Source organism: Streptomyces sp. NPDC029041, from assembly GCF_040637515.1.
Taxonomy (GTDB): Bacteria; Actinomycetota; Actinomycetes; order Streptomycetales; family Streptomycetaceae; genus Streptomyces.
The window spans coordinates 493,507-508,247 of record NZ_JBEZWO010000006.1 but is presented as its reverse complement, the minus strand read 5'-3'; the positions used below and the strand labels follow the sequence as shown (position 1 = coordinate 508,247).

The window sequence follows — 14,741 nt, the reverse complement described above, 5'->3', positions numbered from 1 at the left end:
GGGAGGAGCGGTCCAGTGGAGAGTGACCGGCGCCACGCTCGGTGGCCTTACCATGGCGCGGTGCTGGTCAAGTGGATTCGCTGCACCGTGGTGGACCGCCGCGGTTTCGAGCGGGGGCAGCGGAAGTGGGCGGGGCTTCTGGGGGAGCCGGGGTTTCGCGGGCAGGGGGGTGGCTGGAGCAGGGGGCGGCCGGACGTGGCGCACATCTTCGCGTTCTGGGAGAGCCGCGCCTTCTACGACTCGTTCATGGCACGGTCCCACGACCGGCTCGCATCGTCCCAGGCGGGCACGTTCAAGGACGCCCAGGTCAGACTCTTCGACTACCGCTTCGACGTGAAGACCGGCTTCGAACCGCGGTTCACGGACGCCGACCTGCTCCGGGTGGCGCTCTGCCGCATCCACGAGGCGCGGGCCGAGCACTTCGTGCTGATGCAGGAGAAGGTCTGGAACCCGGCGATGGCCGGCTCGCCCGGCATGGTGCGTGGGCTCTTCGGCGAGGCGCCCGGGAACGAGTTCATGGTGCTGTCGATGTGGCGCTCGGCCGCAGAGCACGGCAAGTACCGCACGGAACGCGTGGAGCGGCTCGCCCTGAGGGCCCAGACGGACGCGGACGTGGCGGCGCTCACCGGGGACGTCGTGGACATGGAGTCAAGCTGGACGGTGTGATCCCGGTGGGGGGGCGACTCCGGTGGTGTGACCCGAGGGGGCATGACCTCGAGGCGTGAGGGCGCGACTCCGGTTTTTCCCTTTGGGTGCCGGACACAGGACTTCCGATCGGACAAGCGTGCGATCGAAGTGATCTGTGGTGCACGAATCGTGTGACCTACGCGGTATGGGTGCGGTGTGAGTGCTCCACGGGCCCTCACTCGATCTAGGGTCTTGGCATGGCACGACCACGGCGCATCGTCCTTGTCCGGCACGGCGAGTCAACGGGCAATGTTGATGACTCCGTCTACGAGCGTGAACCCGACCACGCCCTGGCACTGACCGCGCGCGGCCGACGGCAGGCTGCGGCGACGGGCGAGCAGCTGCGCGAGCTCTTCGGCGACGAGCGCGTCAGCGTCTACGTCTCCCCGTACCGCCGTACGCACGAGACGTTGCGCGCGTTCCGCCTGGACACCGGTCTCATACGGGTGCGCGAGGAACCCAGGCTGCGCGAGCAGGACTGGGGCAACTGGCAGGACCGGGACGAGGTCCGCCTGCAGAAGGCCTACCGGGACGCCTACGGCCATTTCTTCTACCGCTTCGCCCAGGGCGAGTCCGGCGCCGACGTCTACGACAGGGTGGGAGGCTTCCTGGAAAGCCTCTTCCGCAGTTTCGAGGACCCGGACCACCCGCCGAACGTCCTCATCGTCACGCACGGCCTGGCCATGCGGCTGTTCTGCATGCGGTGGTTCCACTGGACCGTCGCGGAGTTCGAGTCGCTGTCGAACCCGGGGAACGGCGAGGTGCGGATGCTCGTTCTGGGGGACGACGGCAAGTACACGCTCGACCGGCCCTTCGACCGCTGGCGAGACCCCGAGCCGTACGAGATCACCGGATAGAGTGGCAGGGCGATGACCGCTGATTCCTCCCCCGACGTGCGCCTGGACCGCGCCCTGGCCTGCCTGCGCGGACTGTCCGTCGGGGACGCCCTGGGCTCCCAGTACTTCGTCCCGGTGAACTACCCGCTGCTGAAGCGGCGCGAGGTGCCGTCCGGGACATGGCAGTGGACGGACGACACGGAGATGGCCGCCTCGGTCGTCGCCGTCCTGGCCGCCCACCACCGCATCGACCAGGACGCCCTGGCCCGTTCCTTCGCCGAGCACCACGACTTCGACCGAGGGTACGGCCCCGCCGTCAATCGCCTCTTGCGCCTCGTCCGGGAGGGCGGCGACTGGCGGGAACTGGCCGCCGCGCTCTTCAACGGACAGGGATCGTGGGGCAACGGCGCCGCCATGCGTATCGCTCCCCTGGGTGCCTGGTACGCCGGGGATCCCGAGCAGGCGACGCACCAGGCGGAGATCTCGGCCTACACCACCCATCAGCACCGCGAGGCGGTCGTCGGGGCCATGGCCGTCGCCGCGGCGGCCGCGTTCGCCGCCGCTCCCGATGGACCGCCCGGCGCCGAAGCGCTCCTCGACGGGGTCATCGATCTGGTGCCGAAGAGCGCCGTGGGTGCGGGGCTCCGCCGGGCCCGGGACATGCTCGACTACGACGACCCGGGTACGGTCGCGGCGGTGCTGGGGTGTGGGCGGCGAACGACCGCCCATGACACCGTGCCCTTCGCCCTCTGGTCGGCCGCGAGGAGCCTCGGCGACTACGAGCGGGCCTTCTGGACGACCGCCCAGGTGGGCGGGGACGTCGACACCACGTGCGCCATCGTCGGTGGTGTGGTCGCCGCGGGGAAGGCGGGGGCGCCGCCCGCCGATTGGGTCGAGCGGACGGAGCCGCTTCCGGATTGGGTGCCCCTGTCGGCCTGAGGGCCAGGACTCTCACCCAGCCGAAAAAACCTCCGTACTCTCCGTACATCTCGGGAACTCTCCGTAATCACCCGCCCGTTGTCCTGGTATCCGCTGTGTCGGCCGTCGGGGCGCGCGCCGGATGTCCGGTGAGCGCCAGGGAGGGGTGTCATGGAGCTTCTGTTCGCGATGCTGATCCGTGGGTGGGGAGCTGTCGCGCCTCGTACCGGAGGTGTGCGGTTGGCTGCGCTGCCGACCTCGCCCGCCCTTCCCGCGATGTGGCCCGCGCATCCGCAGGCGGCTGGGAACCGGCTCGACGGCCGTTGGCGAGTGTGTGCCGTGCCCGCCGGCCGGCCGCCGGAACCGGTTCGAGATGGCCTGCGATCAGCCGAGGCCCGGACCGGCGGAGCCGGAGAGGGCCTCCAGGTCGCTCTTGCGGACCCGGATCACCAGCCAGGCCGTGACCAGAGCGAGGAGGGCCATCGCGGCGGCCGGGGTGAAGGCCGTCGAGATGCCCTGCGCCAACACCTCGTGTCCCCATGGCGCGGGCAGTTGCTGTGTCCTGGCGAACTCCGCCTTCTGCTCGGCGGATCCGTCGGCCATGAACTTGGGAATCTGCCTCTCCGCCTCGTCCTTGGTCGCCGTGCCGAAGACCGTGGTCAGGATGGAAAGGCCCAGCGATCCGCCCACCTGCTGCGTCGTGTTCAGCAGTCCGGACGCCGCACCCGCCTCGTGCGGAGCGACGCCGGAGACCGCGGTGAGCGTCAGCGTCACGAAGTTCAGCCCCATACCGAAGCCGAACACCAGCATCGGGCCGAGGACCCCGCCGGCGTACGAGCTGTCGGAGCTGATGAGTGCCTGCCAGGCCAGTCCGGTCATCGCGAGAGCCGAGCCCGCCAGCATGAAGGGCTTGGGTCCCAGTACCGGCAGGAACCGCTGCGACAGGCCCGCGCCGAGTGCGATCACGACCGTCACGGGCAGGAAGGCGAGTCCTGCCTCGATCGGGCTGTAGCCGAGCACGTTCTGCACGAACAGCACGATGTAGAAGAACATGCCGAACATCGCCGCGGCCAGGCTCAGCATGATCACGTACGTGCCCGAGCGGTTGCGGTCGGCGAACATCCGCAGCGGAGTGATCGGCTCCTTGGCCCGGGACTCGATGATCGCGAAGGCCAGCAGCAGCACCACGGCTGCGGCGAAGGACCCGATGGTGAGGCCGTCCCGCCATCCCTCGTCCGCGGCGCGGATGAAGCCGTAGACGAGCAACGCCATGCCCGCGGTCGAGGTCACCGCGCCCGCGATGTCGAAACGGCCCGTGTGCCGTTCGGACTCGTTGATGTACAGCGGAGTGAGCACGGCTATCAGCACGCCGATCGGCACGTTCACGAAGAGCACCCAGCGCCAGTCGAGCCACTCGGTGAGCATGCCGCCCGCGAGCAGTCCGATGGCACCACCACCGGCGGACACCGCGGCGAAGACACCGAAGGCCCGGTTGCGCTCCGGACCCTCGGGGAACGTGGTGGTGATGAGCGCGAGGGAGGTGGGCGAGGCGATCGCACCGCCCACTCCCTGCAGGACCCGGGCGGCCAGCAACTGCCACGGCTCCTGGGCCAGCCCGCCGAGCAGCGAGGCGAAGGTGAACAGCAGGATGCCGGTCATGAAGACCCGGCGCCGTCCGAGGATGTCACCGGCGCGGCCACCGAGGAGCAACAGGCCGCCGAAGGTGAGCGTGTAGGAGCTGACGACCCAGGTGAGGTCGGTGGTGCTGAACTCGAGCGCGTCTTGAATGTGCGGGAGTGCGATGTTCACAATCGTCGCGTCGAGTACCACCATGAGCTGGCAGGCCGCGATGACGGTGAGCGCGATACCGGGGCGTCCCTCCCGGCGTGCCGTGCCCGGCTTGCGATCTTGGAGCAATGGAGAGGTGGTCACAATGGGTCCCCCACGAGTGCTTTAGTGAACGCTGGCGTTCACTGCCGCGTCAACGGTAGTGACTCCGCGACAGTGAACGCAAGCGTTCACTTGTGACGCCGTCGTTCGGCACGTCCCCCTTGTGTGGCCGTCCGGCGCGTCTCCCGTCCCCGAAATGCCCGCTTCCTCTGCTCGTTGGAGAGAGAGTCAGATGGTTACCCCCCGCTGGGCGGACGCTCCCGCTCGGACGGCCGCTCGCCGCCGAGGCGCGGTCCTCGAACGCGCCATTCTCGAAGCCGCCCTGGATCAGCTCAGCACCGTGGGCTGGAACGGCCTGACCATGGAGGGCGTCGCCGCCGGCGCCCAGACCGGCAAGGCCGCGGTCTACCGGCGCTGGCCGTCCAAGGAGGATCTCGTCGCCGACGCCTTGCGTGCCGGGCTGCCGCAGTTCGATGCGGTCCCGGACGAAGGGCGTGTGCGTGACGACCTCTTGGTGCTGTGCCTGCGAGCCCGTGACGCGATGTTCTCCCGTCCGGGTTCCGCGCTTCGCTCAGTGATTCACGAGTGCGACACGGCGCAGGCCGAACGCTTCCATGCCGTGATCTTCGAGGGGGTTGTCGAGCCCACCATGGAGATGCTGCGCGAGGTTGTCGACCGAGGTGTCAAGCGAGGAGAGGTGCGTCCGGAAGCGGCGAACGGTTATGTCTACGACGCCATACCGGCGATGATGATGTACCGCTCCAAGATGTGCGGATGTGAATGGCAGGATCGTGAAGTCGAGGAGATGATCGACCAGTTGATGGTTCCGCTGTTGCGGCCGCACGGCCCCTGACGTCCCGGCCGAGAGGTCTGTCGCCCCTGCGGGAGGTGAGCCACCGTCGCGTGGGACGGCGGGCCATGCTCGCGTCGAACGGCGCGCCGCGCACGTGTTGCACGGTGCCCGGCGGGGGCTTGCGAGGGTGGCGAGCCCGCTGTGGCGGACCAGGGTGTCGCGGACCCAGAAGGGCGGCGTAATCTAGGTGCGCCATGCCGTACGAACCGCCTACTCACACCGTCGAGCGCTCCCTTCGAGCCACGACCGGAGCGAAGATCGTTGCAGGTGTCGACGAAGTGGGACGCGGCGCGTGGGCCGGTCCCGTCACCGTCTGCGCGGCGATCACCGGACTGCGCCGTCCACCCGAGGGGCTCACGGACTCCAAGCTGCTCACCATCAAACGACGCACCGCCCTCGCCGAGGAACTGCGGACCTGGGTGACGTCGTACGCCTTGGGTCATGCCTCTCCGGAGGAGATAGACGACCTGGGTATGACGGCCGCGCTGCGGCTCGCGGCGGGGCGTGCGTTGGAAGCGCTGCCGGTCCGTCCCGACGCGGTCATCCTCGATGGCAAGCACGACTACCTCGGCACCCCCTGGCGGGTCCGTACGGTGATCAAGGGGGACCAGTCCTGCGTCGCGGTCGCAGCGGCCTCGGTGATCGCCAAGGTCCAGCGCGACAAAATGATGGCCGAACTGGGTCTCGACCATGCAGACTTCGGTTTTGCGGACAACGCCGGGTATCCCTCACCCGTGCACAAGGCCGCACTGGCGGAGCGGGGCCCCACCCCCCACCACCGCTTGTCGTGGGCGTATCTTGATGCGTTGCCCCAGTGGCGGCACCTCAAGAAGGTCCGCAGCTGGGCGGACGGAAACGTTCCGGAGATCGAGGGTCAGCTCGGCTTCGATTTCTGACGGTCTCGTTCGCGCACATGCGTCACCCGCCGAAGCGGGCCGTACTAGCGTTTGATAAATATCAACTCATGCCTCTCATTCCCGAGGAGCCTCAGATTCACGAGAGTGCCCAGGGTCCCCGCGCCACTCCGGCCAGCGGCCGCATCGCGCCGACCCCCCGTCCCGTACCAGGCCCCCGTCCCGCGGCCCCGTCGCGTCCCGGTCGCCCCGGCCCTCTCCGGCCGGCCCCGCCGGTGCAACGTACGCCGCGCGATGTGGCCGCCAAGCCCGCTCCGTCGGGCCCTGCCGCCGGTGCCGTCGCTCCGGTCACCCCGCAGATCCAGCTGATTCCGGCTTCAGCGGAGGGGGCGCTCGACGCCGCCGAGGAAGCCGTGGACCTGCTCCTGGACTCCGGTCGTGCCCCTGGTGACGTGCTGGTGATCACGACCGGGGAGCAGCACCCGTGGGCCGCCCACGAGCTGTCCTTCGGTGAAACCGCCTACTGGGCCCAGCACGATGCCGGCGACGACGTCTTCTACACGGATGCCACCATCGCGGAACGCGCCGGGTCGCGTCCGGTGGTCGTGGTCGCCGTCAACGGTGGTCCCGAGGCCGCGGCCGTGAGTGCCCTGTCCTCGGCCCACTCCCGGGCCGGCGCCCTGCTGATCGTCTGCGGTGACCCGCAGCGGATCAACTCGGTGCTGGGCGCGGGCGTCTGAGCCGGTGCCGTAGCGCCCGGCAGGGCGCCGTGCGACTCCGCACGCCGCTGCTGCGGCGCCGCACGGCGGGCGGTTCCACCTGCCCGACTGCATGGGAGACCTTGACCGTGCGCGGCCTCGCCCCGTCCGGAGCACCCCTGGCCGCGGCGGACGACTCTGCGTGCGACTCGGGCACAGGTTCAGAGTGCTCGTTCCTGTTGCCCGTCGTCGGGACCTCGGTGTGTGCCGGGCGGCAAGGCGCCGTGGGCGCGCCGGCACCTGTTGAGTGGTCGGCCGGGGCTCAGCGTGCCGCCGCCGCGCGGCGCAGTACCTCGGAGGCGCCACCGGTGCGCGGTATGGGCGGCGGTGCCTCCGACGTGGCGAACGGCTCCGGTGCCGAGGCCGAGTGAGGGCGGCGTCCACCGCGGCCCTCGCCCAGGACCTGCCAGCCGTCACCGGTCAGCGTGATGTACGCCCCGCACCGCAGCCCGTGCAGGGTGCAGGCGTCGCGCAGCCCCCACATCCACGCGCCGTCCTCCTCCGTCCAACGCGCGTCGCCCTCACGGCAGTAGAGCAGCACCGCGGTGCGTACCGGTGTCCGGCGGCGCAGATCGTGCGGGATGACCCGCCGCAGTTGCGCGAGCAGCGCGTTGCGGAACATCCAGCCGTCGGCCGGAGCCGAACGGCGCACGAACGAGGCGCTCGCCCGCAGCCGCTCGTCCGAGTCGAGCACGGCGACGACAGCGGTCGCCGGCTGAGGGTGGTGCCGAGCGTGCAGCCCGCTGACGATCTCACGGGGGTTGCGCAGGAGTGGGATCCCGGCGGCGGCCCATTCCGCGGGTTCGAGCAGGCGGTTGGCGGAAGCGACGGACGTCGACGCCGCTGCCGAGGCCGGAGCGAATCCGAAGGTCACGGTCCTCCCTTCGGCTACGCGCCCACACTGCGGGCGGGGTCGGATTCTGGGAGCGCGCACCGCGGCAAAGCCCTACCGGAGCGGCAGGCGAGCCGTGCGGGGAGCGGACCTCAATTCTTCCTGTCGAACTTGAATGCGGCAACGAGCAATTGAGGCAGCCGACCGTTATCAGATGATGCGCGGCTAATATCCCCGCGGTGGGTGTCGCCGGACCAGCCACGGGAGCGTTCGGGCACGACACGTTCGTACGGCATGGGGAGGGGCGGCGTCTAGAGGGTGCGCCGGGACGACAGCCCCGGGCGTCGTCAACCCTGCACAGCCAGCACCAGCGGCAACACCCCCTGTGCGCCGGAGCGCCGGAGCATGCGGGTCGCGACCGCCAGAGTCCAGCCGGTCTCCGTGAAGTCGTCCACCAGGAGGACCGGCCCCTGGGCCCGGGCAAGAGCGGTGGCCAGGGCGGGCGGCACGGTCAGTGCTCCATCGAGCGCCTTGAGTCGCTGGGCGCTGTTGCTCCGGGAGCCCGGGTAGGCGTCGCCGGTGTACTCGACGGTGCCCAGCAGCGGCAGCCGGCCGATGTCCGCGATGTGCGCCGCCAGGGAGTTGATCAGCTGCGGTCGCGTTCGCGAGGCGATGGTGACGACGCCGACCGGGCGCGAGTGGCCCTCCGGTGCGCCCGGGGCCCAGCCGCCCGGGCCCTTGGCCCAGTCGGCCAGAACGTCCACCACCGCCCTGGCCACGTCGTCGGGCACGGGAAGGTCGGGGGCCTGGGGCGCGAGCATGGGCCGCAGTCGGTTGCCCCATCCGATGTCCGACAGGCGTCCCAGCGCGCGCCCGGGCGCGGCCTGTTCGCCGGCGGGGATGCGCCCCTTGAGCTCCACTCCGATCGCCGGCAGCCCGGTGGGCCACATCCGCCGGGGCTCCACTTCGACACCTGCCCGGCCCAAGTCCACGCGCGCGGCGTCGAGCGCCTCCTCGGAGGTGTCGGCGGTGAAGCGCGGACCGGCGCAGTTGTCGCAGCGACCGCACGGCTTCGCCGCCTCGTCGTCCAGCTGGCGCTGCAGGAACTCCATACGGCAATCCGTTGTCGACGTGTACGCGCGCATGGCCTGCTGTTCGGCCTCGCGCTGACGCGCCACCCAGGCGTACCGCTCGGTGTCGTAGGTCCACGGTTGCCCGGTGGCGATCCAGCCGCCCTTGACCCGCTTGACCGCCCCGTCCACGTCGAGAACTTTGAGCATGGTCTCCAGGCGGGAGCGGCGCAGCTCCACCAGGGGCTCCAGGGCCGGCAACGACAGGGGCTTCTCCGCCTGCGCGAGGAGGTCGAGCGTACGGCGCACGAGGTCTTCCGGCGGAAAGGCGAGCGACGCGAAGTACTTCCAGATCGCCTCGTCCTCCTTGCCCGGGAGCAGGAGCACCTCGGCATGCTCCACACCGCGTCCCGCGCGGCCCACCTGCTGGTAGTAGGCGATGGGGGACGAGGGCGAGCCGAGGTGCACCACGAAGCCCAAGTCGGGCTTGTCGAAGCCCATACCGAGCGCCGAGGTGGCGACCAGCGCCTTCACCTTGTTGCCGAGAAGGTCCTCCTCGGCCTGCTGGCGATCGGCGTTCTCCGTCTTGCCCGTGTACGACGAGACCGTGTGGCCGCGCTGCCGGAGGAAGGCGGTGACCTCTTCGGCGGCGGCCACGGTGAGGGTGTAGATGATTCCGGACCCCGGCAGCTCGTCGAGGTGCTCGGCGAGCCAGGCCATCCGGTGCGCGGAGTCCGGCAGGCGCAGCACGCTCAGGCTCAGGCTGTCCCGGTCCAGCGGGCCCCTCAGGACGAGGGCGTCCGAGCTGCCACCGGTGCCGAGCTGTTCGGCCACGTCGGCGGTGACGCGCGCGTTGGCCGTGGCGGTGGTCGCGAGCACCGGCACACCGGGCGGGAGATCGGCGAGCATGGTGCGCAGCCTGCGGTAGTCCGGGCGGAAGTCGTGACCCCAGTCGGAGACACAGTGGGCCTCGTCCACCACCAGGAGCCCCGTGGCGGCCGCGAGCCGAGGGAGCACCTGGTCACGGAAGTCCGGGTTGTTGAGCCGTTCGGGACTCACCAGCAGGACGTCCACCTCGCCCGCGGCGATCTCGTCCTGCACCGCATCCCATTCCTCGGTGTTGGAGGAGTTGATGGTCCGGGCGTGGATGCCGGCCCGAGCCGCCGCCTCGACCTGGTTGCGCATGAGCGCGAGCAGCGGGGACACGATCACGGTGGGGCCGCTGCCCCGCGCCCGCAGCAGCGAGGTCGCCACGAAGTACACGGCGGACTTGCCCCAGCCGGTGCGCTGGACGACAAGGGCGCGGCGTCTGTCGGCGACCAGCGCCTCGATCGCCAGCCACTGGTCCTCGCGCAGCCGGGCCTCTCCCGAGACGTCCCCGACGAGACGGGTGAGGACGGCGTCGGCGGCCGCCCGGAGTTCCGCGTTGCTCGTGTGCTCCATGCGTTCCATACAACAGGACGGCACTGACATCCGGAGCCCCGCACCGAGACCTGTGGACGCAACGGCTGTGGATGACGCGTCCCTGATCAGACTTATCCACAGGCCCAAGCGGAGGTTTGGATTCCGCGAGATCGTCTTCGCATGACGAACCACAGCGAAACGACCGGATCCCCTGAGAACGGTGACATCACCGGGCCCCAGACGCCGAGCGGGCACAAGGACAGCGAGCAGGAGAAGAAGGGAGACGCCCCGTCCGGGCTGCACGCCACCAGTCCGCCGTACGCCGGTCACGGAAGCGAGCACCAGGTCACCCTGCGGACGCCGGCCGAACTGGCCGACGCCCTGCCCTACCTGCTCGGATACCGCCCCGAGGACAGCATCGTCCTGGTCGCGCTCCACGACAGCAACGGACGCGGGCGGTTCGGAGGCCGGGCCCGGCTCGGTATCCCCGCGAACGCGGACGACTGGCCGTCAGCCGCCCGGCAACTCTCCCACGGCCTCGTGACGGGCAGCGAGCGCCGAGGGGCCCGGCCCGAGTCGATGGTCGCCTTCCTGTGCCAGGAACCGGGGAAGGGGGAGACCGGCCGCCAGGTGATGGAGCGGCTGCGGCCCCTGGCCCAGAGCCTGCGCGTCGAGTGCGGTTCCCTGGATGTGGTGGTCGTCGAGGCGCTGTGCATCTCGGAGGGCCGCTACTGGTCGTACTGCTGTGACAACGAGGCATGTTGCTCCTCGGAGGGAGCCCCCATGGGCCTCCCCGGCACATCCGTGCTGGCGGCAGCCGCCACCTACGCCGGCATCCAGGTGCGCGGCACACTGCGGGAGCTCCGGGCCCGGTTGCTGCCCTGGGAGAACGCCGCGGCCTTCGAGCAGGAGGCCGCCCTGGACACCGCCAGCATGGCGCTGGTGCCCAGGATTCTGGACGACTCGGGCCGCGCCGCCGTGGCCGACGAGACGCTGGAACTCGCCGGCAGGATCCTGGACCGCTTCGCTGGGGCACAGCCGGTTTCCGGCATGCTCCTCGCTGATCTTCGCGACGACGAACTGCTCGGCTGTGACGAGGCCGCCCGGCTGATCCTCGGTCTCCAGGACCGAGCGACCCGCGACCGCGCGGCCGTATGGATGGAGGGCGACGAAGCCGGACGCGCCCTTCGCCTCTGGCGGACCCTGGCCCGCCGCTGTGTGGGGTCCTACGGCGAACATGCCGCCGCGCCACTCACCCTCGCCGGCTGGGTCGCCTGGTCCGTCGGTGACGAACTGGAGGCCCGCGAAGCCCTCGCCATGGCCTTGGCGGCCGACCCCGACTACCTGTTCGCCCGCCTCCTGCACCAGGCCTGCAACGAAGGCCTCGACCCCGAGTCGATCCGCAGGTGCCTTCGGGCGGGGAGGGAAGACGGTGGGTGTGCGGCCCCTGACCAGGGAAGGCGGGCGGACCGTGCCGACTCCGCCGAACGTGATGCCACCGCGGCGGGCGAGATCGAGCCATACGGCACTTCCTCACAAGCAGCCGCCCCCCGGGTCGGACCATCCGGCGACTCCTCACCGGCAACGGTGCCGCCAGAGGTCCAGCCGCACGAAAGGCCGTCCCGGCCAGCGGCGCCGTCCCGCCGCCGCCGCATTCGTCCGGCCGCATCCACGGGTGCGTCATCCGGCGGTGCCCGCCCGGACGACCGTGCGGGCGAAGCCCACACCCCAGGCCGACGCACACCGACGGGCACCACACGCCCTGCCGGCACCACACGCCCTGCCGGCACCACACGCCCGGCTGGCAGTCCAAGGCCGGCTGGCCCCACATCCCCTTCCTCCAACACACGCCCTGCGGGCACTACCGACGAGCCCGGCGCTCGCCCGGGCCTTGCGGCAACGGCGGGCCCCATCCGGCCCGGAAGTGGACGAACGGGCGGCGGGCGTACGCGTGCGCCGAAGAAGGCAGCCGCGCCCTGCCGGGACAGGAGCGAGGAAGACGCGCAGTCCGGGCGCGGCGTGAGCGGTGGGGAGTGAGCTCGCTGCGGAGGCCTCAAGGCGCATCGGGCCGGACCGGGGGCGTGACCCGGAGGACGCTCACAGCGTTCACCTGAGTGGCGGAACGGCCGCACGGGCCGTGAGGCCGCACTGCCCCTGCCCCGTCGAAGCCGTCCGGCACCCGCGCTGAACCCGATCTCGGCGCCCGAGCGCAGAGGAAGCCGTCCCATGCACCAGCCGACTCCGCCCGCCGCCGACGACCGTCGCCCCCGGGGTGGCCGGCCACTGCCCCTCGGGCCGGGCCTTGCCCCGCCGGGGGCCCGGGTACCGAGAGCAGGGGAACCGGTCGTCTCTCCCCGGCCGGCCGCACATGGCGACGCTTACGCGCCGTGGTCCCCCGGCAGCACGTCCTCCTTCTCCGCACCTCCCGGCGGCGACTCCCGTCCGCCCTCGTCGTCGGGCCAGGGCCGGTCCTCCGCACGGGGGGCGGGCCAGAGCCGTCGTCCCGGCACGGGTCCGGGACGCGGACCAGCCGCATCGCCCGTCGCTCAAGGGCGGGCACCGTCACCCTCCGGGCACACACCCCCACCCCGGCGTGCCACGATCCCCGGGCTGCGCTGGTCCGCCGGCCTGCCCCCCGCCCACACGGCGATGATCTGTGTCGCCCTTCCCGGTCTGGCCATCTCGACCGAGGACGGACAGCTGGCCGGCCGCGGACTGGAGGGCTTCTACCGGGCCGGCCGCCGCGTGCTCTCCCGGTGCGAGATCCGCGTCGCCGGACGGGAACCGCTCGCGGTACAGGCCCGCATGGCCTCGGCCGACCGCGCCCGGTTCGTGGGCACCCTCCGCACGTCACCGCAGACAGGCCCGGATCCCGACGTGATCGTGGAGCGCAACCGCTTCGCCGATGGCACGGAGCGGATCACCCTGCACAGCGCGGCTGCGCGCATCCTGCGGCTGCCGGTCGAGATCGCCCTGGGCACCGATCTGGCCGACCTCGGCGCGATCGCCTCCGGCAGCGCGGGTCCCGAACTCCCTGCAAGCGTCCATGGCCCCGGCCTGCGCTGGTCCTGCGCCACCGGCAACGCCTCCGTCACGGCCGAACCGCCCCCCTCGGACGCCCTGGCCTCGGCCGGGCTGCTGCGGTGGGAGCTCGATCTGCCGCCGGGGGGCAGCAGAACCGTCGAACTGCGGGTACGGCCGGACGGCGCGGGGCCCCTCCGAGCCGTGGGACGAGCGGCGACCAGCCCGCTGGCCGCCGCGTGTGCCGAGGGCGACGACCCGAGGGTTCCCACCCTCCTGCGGACGAGCATCGAGGACCTCCAGGCCCTCCTCCTGCGTGACTCCGCGCACCCCGCCGACACGCACCTCGCGGCCGGGGCACCCTGGCGCTGCGGCTTGGCGCCCGCCGATGCGCTGGCCGCCGCCCGGATGGTGCTTCCGCTGGGCACCGGCCTCGCCGCGGGAACGCTGCGGATCCTCGCGCGGACCCAACTCACCGGCCCTGGTGCGCAGTCCGGGATAATTCCCGGCCCCATACGGGACGCGGGACCGCACCTTCCGCCGCAGTGCACGGGCACGGAGGCCACGCTGCTCTTCCCCGCCCTGCTGGCAGAGGCCCGCCGCTGGGGCCTCTCCGACCAGGAGACGGAAGCGCTGCTGCCCGCCGCCGAGCGTTGCCTGAACTGGCTGCGCGACACCGTCGGCGACGGCACCTACCTGCGCGACCCGAACCCGGGCGGGCCCGTCCGCTGCGAGATACAGGCCCACGCCCACCGCGCCGCCCTGCTCGGTGCCGACCTGCTCGACGCCTGTGGCCGGGCAGGGGCAGCGGCGCTCCGGGAATGGGCGCAGACCTTGCGGACCGCCTTCCGGGAGCACTTCTGGGTCGAGGACCGGGGAGGCGGCCGACCCGCGGCGGCGCGTGCGCCGGACGGCAGTCCGGTGCCCCACCTGGGCGCCGCTGCCGTGCACCTCCTCGACACAGGCCTGCTGGGCGGTGGCGAGTTGGCGCCCGGGCTGCTCGACAAGGTCCGGACCGAGCACCTCGCCCGCCTGCTGGGCAGTCCCGTCATGGACTCGGGCTGGGGCCTGCGCGGACTGGGCTCGAAGGAAGCGGGATTCAATCCGTTCGGCCACCGCGCAGGAGCCGTACGGACCCATGAGACGGCCGTCGCCGCCGCGGGACTCGCCGCCGCGGGCTACGAGAAAGAGGCAAGCTCACTGGTGCGCGGCGTGCTCGCCGCCGCCGAGTCCTTTGCCTACCGGCTACCCGAGATGTACGCGGGGGAGCAGCGCACGGAAGGAAGCGCTCCGCTCCCGCATCCGGCCGCCTGCCGTCCCGCGGCCACCGCGGCGGCAGCCGGAGTCATGCTGCTGACCACTCTCGCAGGCATCCGTCCCGATGCCCCGGCGGGCACGGTCACCCTGCGCCCCGTGCGCAGCGCGCCCCTCGGGGAGATCGGGTTCACCGGACTGCGCGTCGCGGGTGCCCGGTTCTCCGTGCGGGTCGGCCGACTGGGCCTGGCCATGGTCGAGGAGGCGGCCGACGGACTGCAACTGGGGGTTTAACGTGCAGCGACGTGTCGTTTCCCGACGAGGTGCAGGCCGCCGAGTCCATCCGTGGACCGACGTGGATCAC

The 14,741-nt window shown here is 71.5% G+C and carries 11 protein-coding genes; 8 read left to right on the top strand and 3 right to left on the bottom strand.

Annotated features, from left to right (window positions below; translation table 11 throughout):
• Nucleotides 1-60 precede the first annotated feature (60 nt).
• From AB0F04_RS18350 to AB0F04_RS18340, 3 genes are all read left to right on the top strand, one after another.
• Entirely contained in the window at nucleotides 61-666 is a 606-nt protein-coding gene (locus AB0F04_RS18350; protein ID WP_362042696.1) for a YdbC family protein, read from the top strand.
• 218 nt (nucleotides 667-884) lie between these two features.
• Complete coding sequence (locus AB0F04_RS18345; protein ID WP_362042694.1) at nucleotides 885-1,544, top strand: histidine phosphatase family protein; 660 nt, start codon at nucleotides 885-887, stop codon at nucleotides 1,542-1,544.
• Between the two features lie 12 nt (nucleotides 1,545-1,556).
• The gene (locus AB0F04_RS18340; RefSeq protein ID WP_362042692.1) at nucleotides 1,557-2,462 is read left to right on the top strand and encodes an ADP-ribosylglycohydrolase family protein; all 906 of its coding nucleotides are present in this window, start codon (nucleotides 1,557-1,559) and stop codon (nucleotides 2,460-2,462) included.
• Nucleotides 2,463-2,825: 363 nt separating this feature from the next.
• On the opposite strand, the gene AB0F04_RS18335 is transcribed toward AB0F04_RS18340, so the two are convergent.
• Nucleotides 2,826-4,373 (bottom strand): MFS transporter, encoded by a 1,548-nt coding sequence (locus AB0F04_RS18335; RefSeq protein ID WP_362042690.1) that lies wholly within the window; start codon nucleotides 4,371-4,373, stop codon nucleotides 2,826-2,828.
• A gap of 190 nt (nucleotides 4,374-4,563) precedes the next feature.
• Here AB0F04_RS18335 and AB0F04_RS18330 point away from each other — a divergent pair, with 190 nt between their 5' ends.
• From AB0F04_RS18330 to AB0F04_RS18320, 3 genes are all read left to right on the top strand, one after another.
• Nucleotides 4,564-5,184: a TetR/AcrR family transcriptional regulator gene (locus tag AB0F04_RS18330; RefSeq protein WP_362042688.1), complete on the top strand. Its 621-nt coding sequence runs from the start codon at nucleotides 4,564-4,566 to the stop codon at nucleotides 5,182-5,184.
• A gap of 194 nt (nucleotides 5,185-5,378) precedes the next feature.
• Nucleotides 5,379-6,080 carry a ribonuclease HII gene (locus AB0F04_RS18325; protein ID WP_362042686.1) on the top strand — a complete coding sequence of 234 codons (702 nt, stop codon included), beginning with the start codon at nucleotides 5,379-5,381 and terminating at the stop codon, nucleotides 6,078-6,080.
• A 68-nt stretch (nucleotides 6,081-6,148) separates the two neighbouring features.
• On the top strand, nucleotides 6,149-6,778 hold the full coding sequence (locus tag AB0F04_RS18320; RefSeq protein ID WP_362042684.1) for a hypothetical protein: 630 nt from the start codon (nucleotides 6,149-6,151) through the stop codon (nucleotides 6,776-6,778).
• A gap of 280 nt (nucleotides 6,779-7,058) precedes the next feature.
• Here AB0F04_RS18320 and AB0F04_RS18315 read toward each other — a convergent pair whose 3' ends face one another.
• Both AB0F04_RS18315 and AB0F04_RS18310 read right to left on the bottom strand, forming a co-directional pair.
• The gene (locus tag AB0F04_RS18315) at nucleotides 7,059-7,670 is read right to left on the bottom strand and encodes a hypothetical protein (protein WP_362042682.1); all 612 of its coding nucleotides are present in this window, start codon (nucleotides 7,668-7,670) and stop codon (nucleotides 7,059-7,061) included.
• Between the two features lie 305 nt (nucleotides 7,671-7,975).
• Complete coding sequence (locus AB0F04_RS18310) at nucleotides 7,976-10,141, bottom strand: RecQ family ATP-dependent DNA helicase (protein WP_362042680.1); 2,166 nt, start codon at nucleotides 10,139-10,141, stop codon at nucleotides 7,976-7,978.
• A 141-nt stretch (nucleotides 10,142-10,282) separates the two neighbouring features.
• On the opposite strand from AB0F04_RS18310, the gene AB0F04_RS18305 reads away from it, so the two are divergent.
• Nucleotides 10,283-12,139 (top strand): DUF4192 family protein, encoded by a 1,857-nt coding sequence (locus AB0F04_RS18305; RefSeq protein WP_362042679.1) that lies wholly within the window; start codon nucleotides 10,283-10,285, stop codon nucleotides 12,137-12,139.
• Nucleotides 12,140-12,751: 612 nt separating this feature from the next.
• Entirely contained in the window at nucleotides 12,752-14,671 is a 1,920-nt protein-coding gene (locus tag AB0F04_RS18300; protein ID WP_362042677.1) for a glycogen debranching N-terminal domain-containing protein, read from the top strand.
• The last annotated feature ends 70 nt before the right edge of the window (nucleotides 14,672-14,741 follow it).